Here is a 22605-nt window from a genome sequence, read left to right on the forward strand (position 1 = left end):
CAGATTTTCTTTAGAACAGCAGCGATATAACAATATAAATAATTCTTTTTTGAAAATTATTTAGCTAAAACTTTTTAACGAAAATGATACAGTTTGTTGATATTCAGGTAGGTACTCATTATTTCATAAACATCATCCATTAGATAGGTCTAGTGCGATTCTTTTGACTGTCCTAATTCAATCCGAAAAAAAATGAGCATAAAGTTGCTCCTAAGCTAAAGAGCTCAATAATTAAGATAGCAGAAAAAGTATGTTCCGATGTCTTATGAAAAATAAATGGGCCAGGAGAATGTTTTTTTGTTAACCAGGTTTTCCCGGTAAGTGTTCCAGTTGTTTTTTGAGTGTCTGATATTCTTTTTCCAGGTATTTAAATGCCTTTGTTTTGGGTCTTTCGCCGTAGTTAGCTATCAATTGCGCTGAATAACTACCTTCTACCTGATCAAACCTTGTTTTTACCTGCTGATATTTCTTTTCTTGTTGTTTTTCTGCTTGATTTTTACCCGATCCGTTCAGATTGCCCAGATAAACACTATCGGACACCTTCTCGCCATCCGCAGAAATAAAGGAAATATAGGGTTCCAGCTGTTGATTTAGTATCTGCTCATGCATTGGGATAAAACATTTCCCTTCTGATCTTCTGGCTATATTTAGGTATTCCTGGTCTTTTCCTGTTTCCGGGCAACAAATCATAACCATCACACTGTCGTTGTGTTCTAATTCCGCATCATTTTTTGGATCCCAGGTGATTTCCAGCCCCCCGGCTAACTTCTTTATTTTTAAGTTAGCGGTTTCCGGCATCAGGCCCTGACTCAGCTTCACCTTGCTGTAATCGATGCTGATATTGGGGTATACGCCGGTTAAAGCCTGTTTCTTATGATAGGAAGTCGCTAAGTTATGGGCATTATGTACTGTTCCTCTGGCCTGCAAACCGTAACCGAGTTTAATAAAACCACCCATTCTGCTGAGTAGTTTAGTCGTGACTGCCATTTCCTGATAATTGGCCAGTTGAAGCGTACTCGGTTTTCCCTTTCTACCGATTAAACGTACCACAGGCTGCCCATTGAGCATATAAAAAACAAGATTGCCTACTTTTCCATTGAGATGGCCATGGGGACCGTTTGAAGCTATTGCCATGTTAGATCGGTTAAAGGTTTGAGGTTGAGTACGGTATTGTTCGAGCCGGACCTTATCAAGGTAGTAATTAACTTCGGGATTAACTCTTATTGATCTGTATATTTTTAAAGCCTTAAAGGATAGTTAATAGCTGTTCTTCAGGACCTTGATCGGGCTATTGACGCTATTAGGCCCTATCAACCTCCAATTAATAACGGAAAAAAGCCCAGGTAATCTTAATGTCAATACGAAGGCACAATAGCCTCAGGCTCATATGACTATAACCTGAACCTAAGCATTGCCTTGGTCGGTGTTGAAGGAATTATACTTGTTAGGAGCGGCAATTTTAATCTCATATCTATTTGATTCATCTATACATTTATGGTTTTAACCGACAGACTATTGAAATTTCAAATAAAATAGGTTGATTTGTAGATGACCAGAGCAAGAACATCTACTATTATTATTCATGTGGCTGCCTGGCTACTTTTTATAAGTTTTCCGATCATCTTCATTAATCAGCGGCATAATTTCATGAATTCCTTTTCCGGTAATAACGCCTGGACTTATGTTAAATTCTGTCTGTTGTATATGGTCATTTTTTACCTCAATGCGTGTTATCTCTTTCCAAAGCTATATTTCAATAAGAAGTATCTGTTATATGGCCTTTCCATGATCAGCTTGTTAGTTCTTATTTTCATGATCAAACCCTTTGATCAGCTGATGCAACTTAATCGTAAACCGAGCCAACCAGCTCCCATGTTTAAACCTCATTTACAGGACCAGGTAAAGACAGGACCGTTCCAGGGAACAAAAGACCGAAATACAGGCTATTTTTTTGATATTAACAGTCTGTTTATTTTTTTGATGGTGATAGGTATAGGAATTGCCCTGAGAACTATTGAAGAGTGGCAAATTATGGAAAAACGGGCAATCCTCGCTGAAACAGAAAAGGCGAATGCAGAGCTCTCTTTTTTAAAGGCCCAGATCAATCCACACTTCTTATTCAATACGCTCAACAATATCTATACCTTATGCATCACAGGAAATGAAAAAGCATCGGAAAGTATCCTGAGATTATCGCATATCATGCGTTATGTAACTGATGAAGCTGAAGCTGACTTTGTTCCTCTACAAGGAGAATTAGACTGTATTGATGATTTTATTGCCCTGCAAAAAATCCGTCTCGGGAAAACGGTGACTTTAGTATATGAAGTAAATGGAAATGCTCAGGGACACCAGATCTCCCCATTAATTTTAATGACCTTCATTGAGAATGTCTTTAAATATGGCTTAAGCAATCATATCGAGACCAGTATTGTCATTAAAATCATTATTCAGGCGAAACTAATCAGCTTCTATGCCCAAAATACGATATTCGAAAATAGGAATCTAAATGAGCGTAAAGGTCTTGGGATCTCCAATACCAAACAGCGACTTGAACATCTCTATCCCGGCAAACACAAATTAGAAATAGATGATAAAAACAAACTTTTCACTGTCAGCCTCCTGCTGAGCTAATCATAATTGTTTATTTTCTTTATAATTGCCGGAACACCTGCTGTCATGACATAGTCTGGCATATTATGAGTCACAACTGCTCCGGCTGCGATTTTAACATAGTTACCAATAACTACCCCTGGTAATATTATGGCCCCTGATCCTATATGAGTGAAATTGCCTATTTTACACTTTCCCAAAAGCATAGCACCCGGGGATATTTCAACAAAATCTCCAATCACCACATCATGGTTTATGATGGAATTATAATAAATCATGGTTGCCATTCCTATTTCAACACTATTAGATATCTTTACACCGGACAAAATATTACAGCCCTGACCTATTTTCACATCATAGTGACCAATGTCTGTTTTAGTGCTGATTGTAGCATGTAATACGCCACCTAAAGAGGTGAATCTATGGTACATGTCATACCTTAAATCAGGGTTTCCAATACCAATTGAAAATCTGGCGTCAACACTTGAAAAGTATTCTTCAGCTGCCTCAATGGATTTTAAGATTGGGAACTTTCCAAATAATTGATCTTCAGTATCTGAATTTAAATCATCATAAAAAACCAGTTGATCTAGTTCATTACGCTCCTGAAGAATTTCTAGAATATCTTTTGCAAATCCTTTAGCTCCTACGATTAACATAATTGATTTTGATAATAAAACACCCATTAAAAATTATAACATTGATGATTCACCATTCCTTCCATTTGACTATTTTAAAGGGATGTTCATTTAAAAGTGTTAAAACTATAGTGTTTATCAGGAGGTGTCCCGATAAACAGGACTTTTGTATCGGTAAAAACTCAAATCGTTTCATTTCTTAAATTTTTCAAGCTTAGTCTTAATACTGGTATCCTTGTTTATTTATATATTTAATACTATAAACTAATCGCATGCTTTTAAAATGTATTGCTATTGATGATGAGCCTTTGGCACTGGAACTGATCCATACCTATATCGGACGTCGACCTGATGTCGAGCTCATCCATACGTTTGAAGATGCCATTTCTGGTGCTGAGTATTTATCCACAGCCCAGGTAGATTTAATATTTATGGATATAAATATGCCGGATATTTCTGGAATTGAACTGGCTAAAGCGTTAAAAAACAAACCTATGATCATTTTTACGACTGCTTTTAAGCAATTCGCATTTGATGGTTTCGAGCTGGAAGCCCTGGATTATTTATTAAAGCCATTGGGCTATGAGAAATTCTCCAGAGCACTTGACAAGGCAATTGAGGTGAAAAAATATAAAATGAGTCCCGCTCCAGAGCAGAATGAGGCTGGTATTTATGTCCATTCCGCTTATCGGATGATCAAAATTATATTCAAAGAGGTCGAATACATTGAAAGTATGGAAGACTATATCAAAATTCACCTTAAAACGAAAAAAACAATACTTACACTAATGACCTTAAAAAAGGTATTGGGATTACTTCCGGAAGCGCAGTTTAAAAGAATCCACCGGAGCTATATCGTGTCGATTGCAGCTGTAAAATCTGTGCAAAATAAAAAGATCCACTTAGCTGAGACTATACTACCCATTGGAGATAGTTATACTCAACAGGTAAGGTTATGGACAAAAGACGCTTAAAAGTACCAAAAAAGGGAGGCTTATCTCACTTGTTCAGCTATTCCAATAATTTTCAGGTAATTGTTTTCTATCTTCGCTAAATCAAATTAACTTTCTTAGCACTATCTTTTTAATTCTTCATGTTTTTACGTTTCCTGTTACTGATTTGTACGACTAGTATTTTCATCCCATTAAAGCCTGCCTTTTGTCAAACCATTAATCCCGATAAATTACAGGAAGAAATCTCCGTCTTAAATGGCAACAACCAAAATGAAAAATCTTTAATTAAGTTAGAAAGCATTATAAACGATTCAGCATCTACGGCCTATGATAAGTACCAGGCTTATCTGCAAAAATCCCTAACGTATAAGCAATTGTATAATTATACGGGCGCTTTGACAAACCTCCAGAATGCCTATCAGGAAGGACAGCAGAGCACGCATAAGCTTGAAACAGAAACGCGAATATTAGTGGAAAGGATATTAATCCATTATGATTTAAAGAATGAAAAGGAGTTACTGGAATCTTTAAAACAAGTTGATCCTAAGCACCTCCATTATGTAAACAAGGAGACACTTGCCTTTTACATCTGTATACTAGGCCAGCTGGAGCTAAAAAAGGATAACATGATCGCTGCTGAAAAATACTTTGATGAGGGTATTAAGCTTTTAGAAGATCACAATCCTAAACATCTGCCGGTATTATATAAGGCCAAAATTCAATTATATAATCGATTAAAAAATAAACAAAAGGCGCAGGACGCCTTTGATCAGGGCTTTTATTACGCGGAGAAATATGGTATAGATATCTATAAGATTACCATGCTTGAAAGCATGATCTTTTTCTACGTAGAGAACGATGATTATAAGCATGCTTATGAAGTCCAGAAAAAGGTAAGTGAAGAAAGACGTCAATATGATGCGGCTAATCGTAGCGGAAAATTGAACCAGTTAGAGAAAGAACTCCTACAGGAGCGTAATCTGGAAGAAAGCAGTAATCAAAAGAAAATAACCTTACTTTATATTTATGTAATCATCCTTTTGTTGGGCTTGATTGTGGCGTTGTTTAAGTTGAATAAAGCGAATAAACAGCGCCGTCTTTCTATTGAGAAAGAATTGGAATTATTGCGTTTTCGCTTACTAAATGGTACAGATTTAATTGATACGCAGGAAAGCACTCAACTATTAACAACGATTGACAGATCTAAATTAAAACCACGTCATTTAGAAATTATCGAACTTGTTCGTGAAGGTAAAACGAATAAAGAAATTGCCGCTGAACTTTTTATCTCCGAGAATACCGTAAAGTATCATCTGAAAACTATTTATGACATTTTAGAGGTTAACAACCGCTCGGCTTTAATGTAGTTAAAGAATGCCGGCAAACCCAATGACCTTCTTGTTTTGTCGCTGAAAAATCAACCAATAGCTTATTTTGTAAGTAAAAATAGCCCTTATGCGCTGCGTAGGGGCCCGGGGAAGTTATAGCTGTTGATTTTTAGCTATATCGGATTAACTCCCTTAAAAATAAATACTTATCTGTTTTTGGTGGTGTTGACTACCCAGCAGACTACCCCTTTATACTGGTGTAAACTACCTTTTTGCTACCCTGAAACTACCTTTCAGCTACTTGGATCGCCAGTCTAAATAGCGAACCTTTGCAGCGTTGGTTTGCCGGATGATTATTGAATATTCCGGGCCAACCATACAAGTTATTAATCACAAATTTTCATCAGCACTTTTATTAAATCATGATTAAAAAATCATTTTATCTGGCGTTCTTATTCTTCTGTAGTTTTTGTTTAAAAGCACAGGAAAAGATAAGTGTCGCATTTATTCCTATGTCATTTGATGAGGAAGCCGTTTCAAAGATGGAAGTTAAAATCATTCAGGAAACCATTATTAATTCATTTGTTTCTTCAAAAAGATTTACGGTTGTAGACCGGAGTAACCTGGAGAGTCTGGAGAAAGAGAAGAAGCTGCAAAGGACAGAAGCCTTTATGGATAGCAAGGATTCCTTTAAAGATGGTATTAGCAAAGGGGCCAGCTACCTGATTGAGGGCAATATACTGGGGATAAAACATATCGATAAGAAAGATAAATGGAGCAGTAGCGTAACCGTACAGTTGAAAGTACTGGATGTTTCAACAGGAGAAATCATAACAACAGAAAGCATAGATTCCGAGCCTGTTCCGGAGGCGGAAAACTTAAAATCGATTGCAAAAGCGCATTACAACAAGGACGAACTTAAAGCACTGGAAAATAAAATTGTACAATTAAACCAGCCAAAAAGTAATTCGGATGCCTCATTTAAAGTGGCATTGGATCGCTTAAGTGAGAATGTCAGACTGTTTGCCGGTAAAAACTTTCCGATGCATATTGAGATTGTGGAATGGATTGGCAAGGCTGGGAAATCACAATCTGCACAGGGTGCTAATGTGAATTTTAAAGGACCCTTTAAAGATTTCGTCATTGCTGCGGGCTCAAACTTAGGGATCAACAAAGGACAATTGCTGGATATTGTCTCGCTGAGTTCGGTCAATGTAGGTGGAAAAACCATCAACAGACAGCAAAAAATAGGAAAGGCATGGGTGTTTAGCGTAGACGATGGAAACTTCTCCAGTGCAACGGTAATCGATGGAGAGAAAAATATTAAAAAAGCCGTTGCTGATAAAGTAAGGTTTGGAGTTTTAACGAATTAATAATTTAAGTAGATAATTTAAAAAAAAACATGAGAAAAATTAAACTGTTGGTACTGTTGGCTATAAGTCTGTCTGTATCGTCTAGCTGTACTAAAAAACTATTGACAAATCCTTATTCGAATTCTGCTGTCATCAAGCATGAGGCACAGGGTTTGGTAACTTTAAGAGGAGTGAGCGATGAATTCCCGAACAACAAGCAGGGGGAAGGATATGAAGTTGCACTTAAAGATGCACATAAGAAAGCTTTGCAACAATTGTTTTATATGGGTTTCCCGGGTACAGATTTCAAGAACCCAATGATTCGTAAAGGAAAATCTATTGAAAATGAAAATAAAGCATTTTTTGATAAGTTTTGGAAAGATGATTACAAGCAGTTTATCACAAATTCCAAATCGGACTATTATACCTGTGCAGATAATAAAAAATGTGTTTCAGCCGTCGTAGAATTTAAATTGAATTACAATGCTTTACGCACGGAATTAGAGCGTAATAAAGTGTTGAATAAAATTGGTTTTTAAGATGAAAAGTGTTTTTGTAAATCTAATACTTTGCCTGGTTTTAGCCTGCTTTGTCCCAAATGTTAAGGGGCAAATTGCCGCGACCAGAAGTAGTGAGATGACCCGTGCTGCTGCAAAAATCATGGTGGTACCTTATAATAAACAGGATGAAAATATTCAAACGGTTTTAGATGATAACCCTGCTATACGTACCGCCGTATCTAAGGTTAAAGAAGCATTTGATCAAAGGGGCTGGTCTACCGTAGATTTCGTAGCTAATTTACGTGCTGCACAAGCCAATTCGGCCTTTACGGCCGACAGGCAAAGCAACTTCAAATCTGAGTTATTGAGTGGCTCTGGTGCGGATTTTTATGTGCAGGTAGATGTGCAGAATAGTACGGACGATAGCGGCACCAATATTACCTTAAATGTAACGGCATTTGAAACTCATACAGGGGCGAGCTTTTCAAACCAAACGGCATCAAGTGGACGATTTGCAACCAATGATGTGGAGAAGCTCATTACTAAAGCATTTGAAAAAATGCAGGAGGAATTTATGAATACCCTGATGGTGAAAACAGATGAGATCAGAGATATTGGCAGAGCGTTGGTTATTCATTTTAATCTGGATGAAAATTGTGCCATAGATTTTGATTCGGAAATTGGCAACGGAGCATTCTTAAACGAAGCGATTGAAGAATGGGTTTCTGCTAATGCATTTAGAGGTAGAGCTAATCTGGCTGGTATTGTTGAAAACAAAATGGTATTCGATGAGGTTCGTATTCCCCTGTTTGATCAGGAGACGGATAAGCCTTATAATCCAAATAAATTTGCGAACGAAATCATCCGGTTCTTAAAAAGTAAGAATTTATCCGGAACCCGAAATGTTAAAGGTCAGAGCTTGTTTATCACAATTAAGTAGTTGTCTATGAAAAGAGTGCTTTTAAATACCATGCTTCTCGTTTTTTTAAGCTCCTTAACCTTCGCCCAGGATATTAAAGTAAGCTCCATCGCCTACAGCTTTACTATCCCGGGGGGAGATCAGCTGGTTCCGCGGAAACATTACGAATTGCTGGTAGCACAATTAGAAAAGAACTTCAGGAATAGGGTAAGCTTTTCTAACCAGTCGCCTTTCTATATTGTACCTAAAATTACTATTCTGGGTAATATGTCTGCCGGTGATATGGGGGATGTCAAGGTGATGAAGCTGCAAATTCAATTTACCATAGAGAACCCCGACCTTAATGCAACGTTTAATACTTTTAATAAAACTACGATTACCACGGCATCAAATGTAGATGCTGCAATCTTAAAAGCTATTCAGGAAATAAAGCCTAACGATAAAAAACTCAGTGATTTTTTACAATCCGGAGAACAATATATCCATAAGTTTTATCAGGAAAATTGTCCTAAAATTTTAAAGTCTGCCAAAGTAAACCTTGAGCGGAAAGAATTTAATAAAGCATATTCCTTGCTACGTTATGTTCCGGAAGAGCTGGACTGCTATCAGGAAGTTGAGCAATTGATTACCTCCATTTATCAGCAACATAAAAATGAATACGGGACTAAACAATTGCTCAAAGCAAAATTGGAAGAATCAAAGGAAGGCTATATTAAAGCCTTAGCCTACCTCCGCTTTGTGGATCCCCGTGCTGATTGTTACCAGGATGTTTATACCCTGATTCAGCAAATCAGTAAGAAGGTTAATGTGGAAACTATTAGTCAGTTTGAAAAAGAAAAGAATATTTTTGAAAAGAAAACTGAGCTGGATAAAATGAATGTCCTTATAGGAGATACCACTGATTGATGATCAAAAATAAACTGTGTCAACATATTGAAAAGTATACCATGTGGCGCTTCGGTTCTGGCGATGGTATTGTAGAATGGAGATGCCTCGATTGTATTTAGCAGCAAACGAAGCATGATAAAAACAGGACATATCATAATTGTGATATGTCCTGTTTTTCATTTTAAGTCTTTACTCTTTCAAAAAACAGATTTTTAACCCTGTCAGAATTGATATAAAAACCTGTTATGTTTTTTTGTTTGTCACGGGCAAACCGAATACCACCCAAATTCCTGGCGCTACTTAAGAACATATCTTTCTGAGTAGGACTGAGACTAATTGCGGGTTGATTTTTATTGCTTGTAAATAAGCCTTTTTCATTTTGAGATAAGGTATAGGTTGTATTTAATGCTTTGTTATAGAAGTTGCCTGTAAACTCAGTCAAAGCAGTAATGGAGTGTTTGATGGGTTGGTATGCTTCGTATACAAACTCATCGCTTTCACCATAAGTGTAAACCATTTTCATCGTACCATTTTCTTTACGAAATTTCAGCATGATTACATCATCGCCCTCAACTACCATTTGAAAAACATTTTCTGCTACGGGTAGCAGCAGGCTCTCTTCATTGCTGTCTAAAGCTTGGAATCGTAAGGTGTCATTTTTTACATAAAGCCTGCGAGCGGCCGCATTTTCATCATCCCAATAATGGCCACTGTAGGTTTCTAATTTATGGGGTGTTATTTTTATGGTTTTAAGCTGCGTAAAATCAATCTTTTCGGGGGCAGGAAATATATCCCCAAGCACTTCAATCGCCATATCCATGGCAATCCTACCATTATATCTATTGTTGTTGCCAAGCACAAAAGAAGTGACATTCTGATGTGGAAATATGAAGATATTACTGGCATAACCACCCTCTAAACCATAAGTCCATAATTTTGGAACACCTCGTTCTGCGTGTTGATATTGTTGTCCATATAGCAATCTTCCTGCAGTAGGGTTATAAGTTGTAGTACCATCATTTAAAGTAACTGGCAGATTCAGTTTTTCAATTAATTTTTTACTGCCTGTTTTGGGGTTCTCAAAATTGATATACCAGCGACTTAGATCTGCAGCCGAAGTGTAAAGGTTGGTTGTTCCAATAATGGAATGGTTGATGTGATTATGCTTTAACCCGTTTTTTTCAATTTGATAAGAGGTAGCCACATGAGGTATGATCAGTTCATTGTCGTCATAAAACAAGGTATTGGTCATACCCAGGGGTTGAAAAATATGTTGCTGAGAAAAGGCTGCAAGGCTTTGCCCGGTCAGTCGTTTGACCACTTCAGTCAATAAAATGAGTCCTGATGCGCTCTGGGAAAATCTGCTGCCCGGGATGTAATCCAGTTTTTTTTGTTTAAAGATCAGATTCAGCGCATCTTGCTGTGTGAAAATATCCTTGCTTCTCCATCCTGCAATTTCTTTTAAGGCTAAAAAGTCGGAAAATCCACTGGATTGGCTCAACAAATGTTTAATGGTTATGGGATATCCATAATCAGGTAACTGCGGGATATATTTATGAACATCATCAGATAGAGACAGTTTTCCCTGTTCTTCAAGCAGTAAAATGGCAAAGGCTGTAAATTGTTTTGACATTGCACCGATTTGAAATTTGGTGTCTATGGTGATGGGCGATTGATGATTCACATCGGCACTTCCAAATCCTTTTAGGAAGACAATTTCCCCATTCTTCAATAGCCCTGCTGCCAGGCCGGGTTTATGTGGAGCATTGTCCCATTCAGAAAATACCTGATCTAAGTTTTTAGTGGTTCCTTTACGTATGTGGGGGCTGTTAGCTTCCAAAAGCGCTATAATTTCATAAGCCATTTTTGAGGCAGAACTCGGGTCTTGTCCGGTTACAAATCGGCCATCAACACTAACAAAACTGTCCCAGCCTTTATCAGAATACACAAAGTTGCCTCCATTGCTTTCTATGGCTTTGTCAATTACAAAAGGGAATGTTTTGTAGTATTCTGCTTCTTTGTTTTCAAACTTATTCGGGAAGCCTGTTATTTTTTTGCCTTTATACAGCGATTTTCCAGCATCATCCTGTAGGTAGGCTAATCCTGCCGTGCCATGACAAATTGCGGCAATTATTCCGTTCCGGTTATATATTTTCCTGGCAATATTTTGAATAGTTTGATCTTCTGCCACACCAAACATGGCTGCTCCGCCGCCAGTATAAAGAATGGCACTATAATCGGCAGTATTGATGTCTGATGGCTTTAAAGTATGCTCCAGTTTGTCCATGAAAAAGGCATCATAAAGATGTTTTTTCTGAATACTATCCGAAGAATTGATGTAGCCAATCGGAATTGCCCCGCCCTTTGGACTGATGAAGTCTACCGTAAGCCCTGCTTTTACAAATAGATGATAAGGAATAACAATCTCCTCAAAGTGGTTCGCGGCAGTAATTTTACTATTGCCATAAAACTCCTGATTGGAGGTTACAAACAAGATTTTTTTTTGCGCATAAGCAGGGCCAAGTAATGAGCTGAATAAGATGCCCATAGTAATTACCTGATAGAATTTATAGGTTGATCTATACATAAGTGTTTTTTCTGTAAATGTATAGCAGCAGTGTGCAAATAAGGTTTTGGTTCATAAAATGGGAGTATGATATTATAGATTCGAACTGTTTTATCCTAAAGTGCTTGTCCCGCCCAAAAAGCGCTCTTATATTTTATGCTTACCTTTCCACTTTATTTTGAATCAAAATCTACTACAATACCATTATGACATTTGGAATATTTGAAACATTAGCATTTGCCTGTCTTGTCTTACTTTTAGGATTTTTTATCGTGAAAAAAGTGAGTTTTTTTAGAAACTACAATATTCCAGAACCCGTAGTAGGTGGCTTTTTCATTGCAGTTGTCCTTTATATATTAAATTACAGTACTGGCCTTAGTCTTTCTTTCGAAGGCTCACTTCAATCGGCGATGATGCTCATCTTCTTTGCTTCAATTGGCTTAAGCGCTGATTTCGAAAAGCTAAAAAAAGGAGGAAAGCCCTTAATGATATTCGTACTGCTGACCGGCTCTTTCATCATGCTTCAGAATATTTTTGGAATATCAGTAGCAAAGTTAGTTGGGTTAAACCCCAGTTATGGACTAATTGCAGGTTCAATAACACTGACCGGGGGACATGGAACAGGGGCAGCATGGGCAGAAAGTCTTACTGAAAAATTTCAAATAAGTGGCGCTATGGAACTTGCCATGGCTTGTGCTACCTATGGTTTAGTTATGGGTGGTATCATCGGAGGTCCTGTAGCCAAAGTGCTGTTAAGAAAATTGAATATACAGCCAACTAAACAAAGAGAGGAACAGGAACAACCCATAGAAATGTTTGAAAATCCAACTTCAAACAGAAGAATCAATGTTCGTAATATGATTGAAACACTGACGATGTTAGCCATTTGCCTGGCGGGCGGACAACTACTCTATGAATCTTTAAAAGGATCCTGGCTCGAGCTACCCAATTTTGTCTGGTGTCTGTTTATCGGCGTTATTATTCGAAATATCATTACCCGGGTGTCTAAATATGTGGTAAATGATCATGCTGTAGATGTTCTGGGCAACACCGGTTTATACCTGTTTTTGACCATTGCCTTAATGTCCTTACAATTATGGCAATTAGAAGGGCTGGCCTCTCAAGTATTAATCATACTGATATTACAAACGGTATTAGTGGTTTTATTTACCATGTTCGTAACCTTTAGAGTCATGGGAAGTAACTATGACGCCATTGTACTGACTGCCGGGCATTGTGGATTTGGATTGGGTGCAACCCCAACGGCTGTCGCCAATATGCAAGCCATTACCGATAAATTCGGACCATCGCATAAAGCATTTTTAATTGTTCCTATGGTAGGGGCTTTCTTTGTTGATATCTTGAATAATGTATTTATTAAATTATTTGTAAGTTATTTAGCGTAGCGGGGATGTTGCTCATTACCACCTGCTTTTGATCGTTTCGGTTCTATGCAGCATTCCCCAATCAATCATCGAGTCAATTACACTGGTTAGATTCTTACCAGATTCGGTTAGCAGATATTCTATTAACACCGGTGTTTGATTGTACACTTTACGCTCAACAATACCGTTAATTTCCAGTTCTTTCAATTCTTTGGAAAGCATTCTGGGGGTTATCTTATCAATGTTGTCTTGTAAATCTTTAAACCTGGTTTTTCCATGTAGCAGCGATGCAATGATCGGTAGCTTCCATTTGCCATTCATGACATTTAAAGTATCCGTTAAGGCCAGTACATAATGTCTTGGGCACTGTTGCACCTTTTCTCTATCTAATAATTCCTTGAAATCACTCATAATTTTACGTTATTCTTAGTATACAAAAGTATAGTACTAATCTTTAGTAAGAAAGTATACTTAGTATATTAATATCGCTAGGTTTACTTCACAATAAAAACATAAGATATGATTTTAGTAACAGGCGCAACAGGTCAATTCGGTTCGAAAGCCATTGATCATTTATTAAACAAAGGTGTTAGACCAGCTGAAATTTCGGCTTTAGTAAGAGATGTAGCAAATGCTGCGGATCTCAAAAGCAAGGGAGTTGAAGTCAAAGTAGGGGATTACACAGATTATGATTCCCTGGTTAAAGCATTTCAGGGAGTAGAAAAGCTATTATTGGTTTCCAGTAACGATAGACAAGCGGTCGAAAACAGGACTGCTCAGCATATAAACGTCATAAAGGCTGCGAAAGCCGCCAATGTTAAGCATCTAGTTTATACCTCTTTTGTGAGGAAAGCAAATTTTGAGGATTCGGCTATAGCCGCATTCCAGCATTCACATGGAGCAACAGAAGCCTGTTTAATCGCTAGTGGCCTTGATTATACGATACTTCAAAACTGTATTTACCTGGAAATGATACCAGTTTTTGCCGGAGAAAAAGTAGCGGAGACCGGGACTATATTATTTCCTGCAGCGGAGGGTAAAGCAAGCTATGTGCTTCGTGAAGAGTTAGCAGAAGCTGCTGCACACGTATTAACGACCGAAGGACATGAGCAACAAATTTATAGCTTAACTAATTCGACTTCCGTTTCTTTTACGGAGATCGCTAAGGCCATAGCTGATCACCTGGGCAAAGAAGTTAACTACCAATCCTTAACCGTTGAGCAATTTGAAGCTAAAATGAAAGCGTTTGGAGTACCTGATTTGTATATCGGTATGTTCAGTATGTGGGCTACGGCTCAGGCGCAAGGCACAATGGATGTCGTAGATGATACCTTAGAAAGGTTCTTAGGTAGAAAACCGACAACCATGTCCCGGTTTATCGCTCAGGTGTATTAGGCTTCTATAGCTCAATCGGACTGATTTAACGATTCTTTAATACCATAAAATACATTACTATGTTCCTTTAGTCGGGCGATTATTTTATATTTAGGCGATTTTAAAATATGGATAGGGATTTTAATTAAAATCTATCGAATAGTTAATCTTATAAAGCAAAAATCAATATGTCGAATACATCAAAAATTATCTACACCAAAACCGATGAGGCGCCAATGTTGGCAACCTATTCACTTTTACCAATCGTACAAGCTTTTACCGCATCAGCAGGTATTGATGTAGAAACAAGAGATATTTCTTTAGCAGGTAGAATTTTAGCAAACTTTCCTGAGTTTTTAAAAGATGATCAAAAAGTAGGGGATGCTTTAGCAGAGCTAGGTGCATTAGCAACTACGCCAGAGGCTAACATTATTAAATTACCAAATATTTCTGCTTCTATTCCTCAATTGGTGGAAGCGATTAAAGAATTGCAATCACAAGGTTATGCTTTACCAGACTATCCGGATAATGCACAAACGGAAGAAGAAAAAGCAATCAAAGCCAGATATGGCAAAGTATTAGGGTCGGCAGTAAATCCGGTTTTACGTGAAGGTAACTCAGACCGTAGAGCGCCTAAAGCGGTTAAAAACTATGCAAAAGTAAACCCTCACTCGATGGGTGCCTGGTCTGCGGATTCTAAAACCCGTGTAGCAAGCATGACTGAAGGTGATTTTTATGGTTCAGAGAAATCTGTAACCGTTGCTGATCCAACCCAATTTAAAATAGAATTTGTTGCTGAAGATGGCGGTGTAACTGAATTAAAAGGTTTAGCTCCATTAAAAGCAGGTGAAGTAATTGATAGTTCAGCTTTAAGCTTATCAGCTTTAAAAGCATTTGTAGCTAAAGAAATTGCGGCAACAAAAGCAGAAGGAACGTTATTATCAGCGCATTTAAAAGCAACGATGATGAAAGTTTCAGATCCACTTATTTTTGGTGCCATCGTAGAAGTTTACTTCGCGGATGTGTTTGCTAAATACGCGGATTTATTCAAAGAACTAAATATTGATACAAGTAACGGTTTAGGTGATGTTTATGCAAAAATTGCAGGCCACCCTAAACAAGCAGAAGTGGAAGCTGATTTAGCTAAAGCGATAGAGAATGGTCCGGCATTGGCCATGGTAAATTCTGATAAAGGAATTACCAACCTTCATGTGCCTAGTGATGTGATTGTAGATGCTTCAATGCCTGCAATGATCCGTACTTCGGGTCAGATGTGGAATAAAGAAGGTAAATCTCAGGATACCACTGCTTTAATTCCTGACCGTTGTTATGCTGGTGTTTACACCGCAACAATCGACGATTGTAAAGCAAATGGTGCTTTCAATGTATCTACAATGGGTTCTGTACCTAACGTAGGTTTAATGGCACAAAAAGCTGAAGAATATGGTTCACATGATAAAACCTTCCAGGCAAAAGCAAACGGAACGGTTCGTGTAACGGATGCAGCAGGAAACGTTTTCTTCGATCAGAAAGTAGAAAAGGGAGATATCTTCCGCATGTGCCAGACTAAAGATGCGCCAATTCAGGATTGGGTTAAATTAGCCGTAAACAGAGCACGTTTATCAGCTACACCAGCAATATTCTGGTTAGATGAAAACAGAGCACACGATAGAGAGATCATCGCAAAAGTGAAAAAATACTTAGCTGATCACGATACTACAGGTTTAGATATTCAGATCCTTGCTCCAATTGAGGCGACTAAAGTTACCTTAGAAAGAATTAGAAAAGGTTTAGATACCATCTCTGTAACTGGTAACGTATTGCGTGACTACTTAACAGATTTATTCCCGATTTTAGAATTAGGAACTTCTGCTAAAATGTTATCTATCGTTCCTTTAATGAATGGTGGTGGTTTATTCGAAACTGGTGCTGGTGGTTCTGCCCCAAAACATATCGAACAATTTATCGAAGAAGGTTATTTACGTTGGGATTCTCTAGGTGAGTTTTTAGCTTTAGGTGCTTCTTTAGAGCATTTAGGTCAGACACAAAACAATCCAAAAGCATTGGTGTTGGCGGAAACTTTAGACGCTGCAACGGAAACATTCCTGGCTAATGATAAATCTCCTGCTCGTAAAGTTGGACAAATTGACAACCGTGGTTCTCATTTCTACCTGGCTTTATATTGGGCTCAGGAGTTAGCAAAACAAACTAAAGATGCTGAATTACAAGCTAAATTCGCGCCATTAGCTAAAGCGTTAACTGAAAATGAAGCTAAAATCTCTGCGGAACTAATTGCTGCGCAAGGTAAGCCACAAAATATTGGTGGTTACTTCCATCCAAATGATGAGTTGGCAAACAAAGCAATGCGTCCTAGTGAAACATTGAATACTATTTTAGCTTCTTTGTAAGCTTAAGTATATTGAAATATAGGAAGCGCCCTGATGAAAATCAGGGCGCTTTTTTATTTCAAAGCTTAATCTTTCAGGTAAAACCCTGCTAGTTTTTACTTAGCAGGGACTGAGTATATTAAGTCGTTTTAAGCTCAGAATTGGCAAAAATACAAGAGGTAAGAAATCGGAAGGCTAATTAACCACCATGATAATCGATGTCCAGGTTATACTGATATAGTAATCCGGAAAGGTTTAATGCAGAGAATTTGGCCTGTTTTACTTTATTAACCGAGGGGTCCAGACTGAAATTCTTTGCCGTACGAAAATCTGCTTTCTCTAAAATACTACGCACAAAGGTTGCCCCCGAAAGGTCACAGTTATGGAATATGGCCGAAGTTAAATCCGCTTCTTCAAAGTCAGTTTCTTTGAGTGAGCAATCTGTAAACTTAGTTTTCTTCAGCTTAGTACCATAAAAAGTGGAGTAATCCAGGTGGCTCTGTTCAAAAGTAAAAGAGAATAAAAACTTGTTACATTTCGAGAAATCTATGCCCAATACCTTACAACCTGTAAAAGTAGCATCCTTAAATCCAGTGCCTGTTACGATAGTGAGGGAGAAATTACACTGTTTAAAATGACAGTTCATGAAATCATTATGACTTAAATCGCTCTTGGAAAAGTCGCAGTTTACAAATTCACAGTTGATAAATTCCCTGTTTTCCAACCGTTTTTCTGCATAATTGATATTGGTAAATGTTTTGTCTTCGTGGAGCGTAGTTTCGTCGGAGTTGTTCATGGAATGAGTTTTTCAAAGATACCGAACGATTGGTTTGTTTTCAAATCCGGCAGACAAGTTCTTTTATTCCCTGATTAAAGCTTAAATTTGCAGCTTTTAAATAAGAGCATGATTAAATTATTTGTGGTGGGGTACTCACTAGATATACAGGAAGCTGAATTGGTTGATATTTTCAGTATCCATGGAACAATACACAGTGTGAGTTTGCTAACTGATAAAGTGACCGGGAGACATAAAGGTTTTGGTTTTATCGAGATGGAAGATCAGGCAGAAGCCAACAGAGCGATTACCGCGATCAATGGAATGATATTGAAAGGTAGAAAAATTACGGTTAAACTAGCTGATGAAGATAGAGCAGAGAAACCAAGAGTAGTTAGAGAAAACCGCTTCCAATCTCAGGAATTACAAGGTTCAGCAAATAGCGCGGAGCCCTTTAAAACCAAGCGTCCAAGAAAATTAATGACCAATACAGTCAGAGCAGAAACTAGTAGCCTGTAATCAAGGTTAACGTTATATATCGGCTTATCTGAAAGCGCAATACGAAATTGTGCTTTCAGATAATTCTTTAAGGCTACATCGTACCCAGATGGGTGTGTTTAAACGCATCCTCATATTTCAATCCAAATCCCAGCATCCTGTCGAATGAAGCATGAGCGAAAAGCAAAATGCCGGCAGCTATCCAGACTTCCTGTCCGCTGAAAAACCCTATGCCAACTAAAATCAAAGCAATGCCTCTATGGTGAAACAGGTTGTAAATAAGAGCGCCTGTCTTTGTGTTGAACAGGTAACCAACCATCGCCAGATCCGGACTAAAAAACAGTAAAATCCATAGCCATACGGAAAGAGCAAGGGAATGTTGGGAAAGAAAATATAGGGATATTGCTGTTATTGCCGCTTCTTCCAGTTGGATATTGAAGTTCATTTTTTTACTCATTTCCTGATCTTTTAAATTTGTCAGGTCAAAAGTAGGGTAGGAAAGCAGCGATTTGAATTGACAAAAATCAAGAAGTTTTTTTACTGCGGATGCGGCTTAAAGTTTCCGGTGTCATTCCCAGCATGGAGGCTAGATATTGCAGGGGAACCTGATGAAATAACTCGCGTTGCTGCTCAAATAACAACTCATAACGCTCCTCTGCCGACAAAGAAATCTGGTTAAAAACCCTGTTTTCAAGCGCAACAAAACACTTTCCGATAAATAGTTTCTCAAATTCGTTCCATTTCGGAATTAAGGAGGCCACATTAAGATATTCTTCATGGCTGATCGTGAATAAAGTAACCTCCGTAAGCGCCTGTATGTTCCATCTGGCTGGATTACGAAATAAAAACCCCGAAAGATCGGTCACGAAATTTCCGCTATTGGCGATCCATTGGGTCACTTCCTTATCCGGTAAGGCCACAAATAATCGCAATAAGCCATGTTGTATAAAGCTCAACCGGTTGCTTTGTTGCTGACTTCTCAGAAAGAATTCGCCTTTAGCCAGTTTTTCCTCTTTAAATAGGGAAGCCAGTTTTTGGGAATCATGCTGTCCGATGCTGAAATAGTGATGCAGGTAATTTTCGAGTTCTGTCAAAGTCGGTTTGTTTTTTTGAAAAGCAATCAAGGGGAATCATATCCTGATTCTAAATATATCAAATATAATCCTAATATAGGACCAGGGGGTAAATGGACCCGAATGCCCCTATTTTTTGTCTTGTTTAGCCCCGTGATAATGTGGTTAATTTACTGATATTAGTGTAGTTATAAATATCATGGAAATAGATTCATAATTTAAAAATCAAGAAAATGGCAGCATCAAAGAATCCATTTGGATGGACAGAAATTTATGTGGAAGATATGGCAAGAGCCCAAAAATTCTACGAAACCGTATTGGCAGTGAAACTGGAAGCTTTGCCTGTGCCAGCTGGCATGGACATAGAAAAAGACTGCGAAGATTCTTATGAAATGGTTTCTTTTCCGGGAGATATGGCCGCTCCGGGAACCAGCGGTGCGCTGGTTAAATCATCGATGATGAAACCTGGTGTGGGAGGTACACTGGTTTATTTTAGCTGCGAAGATTGTGCAACAGAAATATCCAGAGCAGCAGCAGCAGGAGGAAAAATCCTCAATGATAAAATGTCTATTGGAGAATATGGTTTTTGTGGCGTGTGTATGGATAGCGAGGGCAATGCCATCGGATTCCATTCTATGAAATAAAAAATACCAGTAAAAAAAACAGGGCCTTCCGTTATAGAAGGCCCTGTTTAGGTAAAAAAACTAATTTATATTTTCTGTTTGTAAACCGACTTTCCTTCTTTAATCGTTTCATTTACCTTAATGTCCTTGATTTTCAAAGGATCAATTGTTGTAGGGTCCTGATCAAGAATCACTAAATCGGCAAGTTTACCTGCTTTCAAAGAACCTTTACGGTCTTGCTCCTGATATTGGTAAGCAGCATTAATGGTAATCGCTTTTAAAGCCTCTAGCGGAGTTATTTTCTCATCCGGTCCTAATATCCTGCCCGATTGAGTTCTTCTGTTTACAGCAGCGTAAACTGCGGTTAGCAAATCAGGAGGGGTAACCGGTGCATCATGGTGAATCGTGAACGTAATTCCAGCTTTTCTGGCAGAGTTTGCCGGACTTAAGAACTGGCTTCTTTCTGGACCAAAAACGCTGGTATAATGCCAGTCGCCCCAGATATAAACATGGGTAGAGAAATAAGAAGGAATCACGCCCACATCTTTAATCTTTTGAATATGATCCGGACGGCTATTCTGTACGTGGATCAAAGTCGCACGCATTTCAGGTTTGTAAACACCTTCGTCTTTTAATTTTTTAAATGCACCAAGGGCCTGATCAATCGCTGCATCACCATTTACGTGTAACTGCGCAGTAAATCCATGTTGGAAAACATTTTTCAAACCATTATATAAATACTCATCGGTGTAAATCGGAGAACCTTTATAGTCTTTGCTACGACCTAATGGTGGCACCACATAAGGGATGGTTAACCAGGCTGTTTTTCCTTGCGGAGAACCATCACAAGAAAATTTAAAGCCACCTAATTTCAGACGGTCTGTATATTTCATGAATTCTGGTTTAAACGAATCCAGTTTATCCTTGTACATATCGTAATCCGGGAAATACACGATATCGGCAACCAGTAATTTTTTCGCTGCGGCTTCTTTTAAAAGCGGTACACTTTCGCCCATTGTTCTGCCATCACAAATTGTAGTTTGTCCGTAGCTTAACCACTCTTCCTGTGCTTTCATCAGGTTTTGCATGGCTTGAGACTCTTCTCCCGGTTTTACTTTTGGTACCGGCATCTTCGTCATCAATTTATTTAAAGCCATGAAATTGGCATTCTCTTCCAGTTTTCCATTCAGTTTTCCGGTTTTTTTATCGCGGCCATAATGTCCACCCGGAGGATCTTTAACGGTTTCTGTAATACCCAAAAACTTAAGCATAGCACTATTCGCCACACTCACGTGACCGGAAGCGTGTAAGGCTATAATTGGGTGTGTAGGGGAAATCTGATCCATTTCCGCTAAGGTTGGATTGGTATGTTCTACCATCAGGGCATCGTCGTAACCATTACCTAATAAGGGCATATCTGCCGGCATAGGGTGATCTGCGATGTACTTCTGGATGGTTTTTATCATATCAGGAATCGAATTTACGGTTCCATAAGGGGCAGCAGAAAGATCGATAGCCGACTCCATACCTGCTCTGGAAGTCAGGTGGCCATGTGCATCAATAAAACCAGGCATCAATGTTTTCCCTTGCAGGTCATGAACTTCCGTTTTATCGCCTACATATTTGTCGGCTTCTGCTTTTTTTCCGGTAAATAAAATTTTACCGTCTTTAACTACGATGGCTTCTGCAGTAGGTTCTGCGTCTTCCATGGTTAAAATAGGGCCGCCAAAGTAAATGGCATCGCCCTTATCACCGGTTGTTTTACTTTGACAGCTCAACAACAGCGCGGAAACGAGCAGCTGGAAATAGTATCTTTTCTTCATAATGTATATTTATTTAACACAGATAATGCTTAATAGCTATACATTTTTTGAAGAGCAATTGTTTTAATGTTTTTCAATTACCCCTTTGGGGTTCAGTTCCTTCTGTTTAGCCAGGTTAAATTTATAAAGCTCTTCAGTAGATACCAGTTTTCTGGATACCTTTTCGATGTCCATTCCGGCTTCCGACCATAGGTAAGGTCTGAAACTATAAGATTTGTTTCCATCCAGATTGGCAATAAACTGATCCCAGGTAGACCACCTTAATCCTTTGTAAAAATCAGCAAGGTCGCCATTAAAGCAGAATTGAAGAAATCCCGAATAGCCTAAGTCTAAAGATTCCCATTTCAAACTGTTTGGCGCCAGGTAATACACAGTTTTTAGATCAGCTCCAAAAGCACCGTAATTGATGGCAAAGAAACCACCGATGGCATCATCTGCAATCAGTGTGAAATCCGGTTGATCCCCAAATTCCTGAACAGTTTTTCCTTTATTCCAATCCGGAACCGAACGACTTAACTTCGCATTGCCGGAACCTAAAATTCTTAACCAGCCATTGTCGATCATGATGCCTCCGGTATGGTAAATCACCGCGCCTAAGGTCGAAAATGTAGATACCTGTGCATGATATAAGGCCGTTTTAGCGATTGCTGTATCGGCTTCCAATACCTGGACTTTGTTTTTCGCAGAATCCAGCCATTTTTGAATCAGGGGCCAGGCCGGATCAGTGGTATTGATTAATTCATCCGCAGTCTTCATTTTATCTTGTGCAACACCGGTTATCGAAAAAAGAGTCAGACCGATGATGAAGGCGGTTTTTAGCGTGCTTTTCATAGCTTATCAATATTTTTCAGTAAAGATAAGCGCTTAAAATCAAATCTTAGCGCTTCCTGCTGTTTTCTTAAAAAGAAAA

21 protein-coding genes are annotated in these 22605 nt (G+C 38.4%); 12 read left to right on the forward strand and 9 right to left on the reverse strand.

Annotated elements, in window-relative coordinates:
* Nucleotides 1-300 precede the first annotated feature (300 nt).
* Nucleotides 301-1134 carry a DUF6266 family protein gene (locus tag R2Q66_RS13100; RefSeq protein ID WP_316749644.1) on the reverse strand — a complete coding sequence of 278 codons (834 nt, stop codon included), beginning with the start codon at nucleotides 1132-1134 and terminating at the stop codon, nucleotides 301-303.
* A 513-nt stretch (nucleotides 1135-1647) separates the two neighbouring features.
* Between R2Q66_RS13100 and R2Q66_RS13105 the strand changes: the two genes are divergently transcribed.
* Nucleotides 1648-2634, forward strand: coding sequence for a histidine kinase (locus tag R2Q66_RS13105; RefSeq protein WP_316749645.1), 987 nt, complete (start codon nucleotides 1648-1650; stop codon nucleotides 2632-2634).
* Here the strand turns inward: R2Q66_RS13105 and R2Q66_RS13110 are convergent.
* Entirely contained in the window at nucleotides 2631-3299 is a 669-nt protein-coding gene (locus tag R2Q66_RS13110) for an acetyltransferase (protein ID WP_316749647.1), read from the reverse strand. The two genes, R2Q66_RS13105 and R2Q66_RS13110, sit on opposite strands and share 4 nt — an antisense overlap.
* A gap of 224 nt (nucleotides 3300-3523) precedes the next feature.
* Here R2Q66_RS13110 and R2Q66_RS13115 point away from each other — a divergent pair, with 224 nt between their 5' ends.
* The 6 genes from R2Q66_RS13115 to R2Q66_RS13140 all read left to right on the forward strand — a co-directional run bounded on the left by R2Q66_RS13115 (nucleotide 3524) and on the right by R2Q66_RS13140 (nucleotide 9209).
* Nucleotides 3524-4225, forward strand: a complete 702-nt coding sequence (locus tag R2Q66_RS13115; protein ID WP_316749649.1) for a LytTR family DNA-binding domain-containing protein — start codon at nucleotides 3524-3526, stop codon at nucleotides 4223-4225.
* 119 nt (nucleotides 4226-4344) lie between these two features.
* Complete coding sequence (locus R2Q66_RS13120) at nucleotides 4345-5571, forward strand: helix-turn-helix transcriptional regulator (RefSeq protein WP_316749651.1); 1227 nt, start codon at nucleotides 4345-4347, stop codon at nucleotides 5569-5571.
* 383 nt (nucleotides 5572-5954) lie between these two features.
* Nucleotides 5955-6905 carry a CsgG/HfaB family protein gene (locus R2Q66_RS13125; protein WP_316749653.1) on the forward strand — a complete coding sequence of 317 codons (951 nt, stop codon included), beginning with the start codon at nucleotides 5955-5957 and terminating at the stop codon, nucleotides 6903-6905.
* Nucleotides 6906-6934: 29 nt separating this feature from the next.
* Nucleotides 6935-7423 (forward strand): hypothetical protein, encoded by a 489-nt coding sequence (locus R2Q66_RS13130; RefSeq protein WP_316749655.1) that lies wholly within the window; start codon nucleotides 6935-6937, stop codon nucleotides 7421-7423.
* Nucleotide 7424: 1 nt separating this feature from the next.
* Nucleotides 7425-8324, forward strand: coding sequence for a DUF6175 family protein (locus R2Q66_RS13135; RefSeq protein WP_316749658.1), 900 nt, complete (start codon nucleotides 7425-7427; stop codon nucleotides 8322-8324).
* 6 nt (nucleotides 8325-8330) lie between these two features.
* The gene (locus tag R2Q66_RS13140) at nucleotides 8331-9209 is read left to right on the forward strand and encodes a hypothetical protein (protein ID WP_316749660.1); all 879 of its coding nucleotides are present in this window, start codon (nucleotides 8331-8333) and stop codon (nucleotides 9207-9209) included.
* A 163-nt stretch (nucleotides 9210-9372) separates the two neighbouring features.
* Here the strand turns inward: R2Q66_RS13140 and R2Q66_RS13145 are convergent, their stop codons facing one another.
* Nucleotides 9373-11778 (reverse strand): serine hydrolase, encoded by a 2406-nt coding sequence (locus R2Q66_RS13145; protein ID WP_316749662.1) that lies wholly within the window; start codon nucleotides 11776-11778, stop codon nucleotides 9373-9375.
* 185 nt (nucleotides 11779-11963) lie between these two features.
* On the opposite strand from R2Q66_RS13145, the gene gltS reads away from it, so the two are divergent.
* Nucleotides 11964-13163 (forward strand): sodium/glutamate symporter, encoded by a 1200-nt coding sequence (gene gltS, locus R2Q66_RS13150; protein ID WP_316749664.1) that lies wholly within the window; start codon nucleotides 11964-11966, stop codon nucleotides 13161-13163.
* A gap of 15 nt (nucleotides 13164-13178) precedes the next feature.
* Here the strand turns inward: gltS and R2Q66_RS13155 are convergent, their stop codons facing one another.
* Nucleotides 13179-13553, reverse strand: coding sequence for a helix-turn-helix domain-containing protein (locus tag R2Q66_RS13155; protein WP_316749666.1), 375 nt, complete (start codon nucleotides 13551-13553; stop codon nucleotides 13179-13181).
* A gap of 108 nt (nucleotides 13554-13661) precedes the next feature.
* Between R2Q66_RS13155 and R2Q66_RS13160 the strand changes: the two genes are divergently transcribed.
* Together R2Q66_RS13160 and R2Q66_RS13165 are read left to right on the forward strand one after the other, a co-directional pair.
* Nucleotides 13662-14537: an SDR family oxidoreductase gene (locus R2Q66_RS13160; RefSeq protein ID WP_316749668.1), complete on the forward strand. Its 876-nt coding sequence runs from the start codon at nucleotides 13662-13664 to the stop codon at nucleotides 14535-14537.
* A gap of 167 nt (nucleotides 14538-14704) precedes the next feature.
* Entirely contained in the window at nucleotides 14705-16924 is a 2220-nt protein-coding gene (locus R2Q66_RS13165; protein WP_316749671.1) for an NADP-dependent isocitrate dehydrogenase, read from the forward strand.
* 178 nt (nucleotides 16925-17102) lie between these two features.
* Here R2Q66_RS13165 and R2Q66_RS13170 read toward each other — a convergent pair whose 3' ends face one another.
* Nucleotides 17103-17699: a pentapeptide repeat-containing protein gene (locus R2Q66_RS13170; RefSeq protein ID WP_316749673.1), complete on the reverse strand. Its 597-nt coding sequence runs from the start codon at nucleotides 17697-17699 to the stop codon at nucleotides 17103-17105.
* A gap of 108 nt (nucleotides 17700-17807) precedes the next feature.
* Between R2Q66_RS13170 and R2Q66_RS13175 the strand changes: the two genes are divergently transcribed.
* On the forward strand, nucleotides 17808-18197 hold the full coding sequence (locus R2Q66_RS13175; protein ID WP_316749675.1) for a hypothetical protein: 390 nt from the start codon (nucleotides 17808-17810) through the stop codon (nucleotides 18195-18197).
* A 73-nt stretch (nucleotides 18198-18270) separates the two neighbouring features.
* Here R2Q66_RS13175 and R2Q66_RS13180 read toward each other — a convergent pair whose 3' ends face one another.
* Together R2Q66_RS13180 and R2Q66_RS13185 are read right to left on the reverse strand one after the other, a co-directional pair.
* Nucleotides 18271-18633 carry a DUF4260 domain-containing protein gene (locus R2Q66_RS13180; RefSeq protein WP_316749677.1) on the reverse strand — a complete coding sequence of 121 codons (363 nt, stop codon included), beginning with the start codon at nucleotides 18631-18633 and terminating at the stop codon, nucleotides 18271-18273.
* A gap of 67 nt (nucleotides 18634-18700) precedes the next feature.
* Nucleotides 18701-19270, reverse strand: a complete 570-nt coding sequence (locus R2Q66_RS13185) for a Crp/Fnr family transcriptional regulator (RefSeq protein WP_316749679.1) — start codon at nucleotides 19268-19270, stop codon at nucleotides 18701-18703.
* Between the two features lie 212 nt (nucleotides 19271-19482).
* Between R2Q66_RS13185 and R2Q66_RS13190 the strand changes: the two genes are divergently transcribed.
* Nucleotides 19483-19893 (forward strand): VOC family protein, encoded by a 411-nt coding sequence (locus R2Q66_RS13190; RefSeq protein ID WP_316749681.1) that lies wholly within the window; start codon nucleotides 19483-19485, stop codon nucleotides 19891-19893.
* Between the two features lie 65 nt (nucleotides 19894-19958).
* Here the strand turns inward: R2Q66_RS13190 and R2Q66_RS13195 are convergent, their stop codons facing one another.
* Both R2Q66_RS13195 and R2Q66_RS13200 read right to left on the reverse strand, forming a co-directional pair.
* Entirely contained in the window at nucleotides 19959-21695 is a 1737-nt protein-coding gene (locus R2Q66_RS13195) for an amidohydrolase (protein WP_316749683.1), read from the reverse strand.
* Between the two features lie 63 nt (nucleotides 21696-21758).
* Nucleotides 21759-22526 (reverse strand): DUF2625 domain-containing protein, encoded by a 768-nt coding sequence (locus R2Q66_RS13200; protein WP_316749685.1) that lies wholly within the window; start codon nucleotides 22524-22526, stop codon nucleotides 21759-21761.
* Nucleotides 22527-22605: the final 79 nt, after the last annotated feature.

The sequence above is a fragment of the Pedobacter gandavensis genome, assembly GCF_032677645.1.
In the GTDB taxonomy this organism is placed as follows: domain Bacteria; phylum Bacteroidota; class Bacteroidia; order Sphingobacteriales; family Sphingobacteriaceae; genus Pedobacter; species Pedobacter gandavensis_A.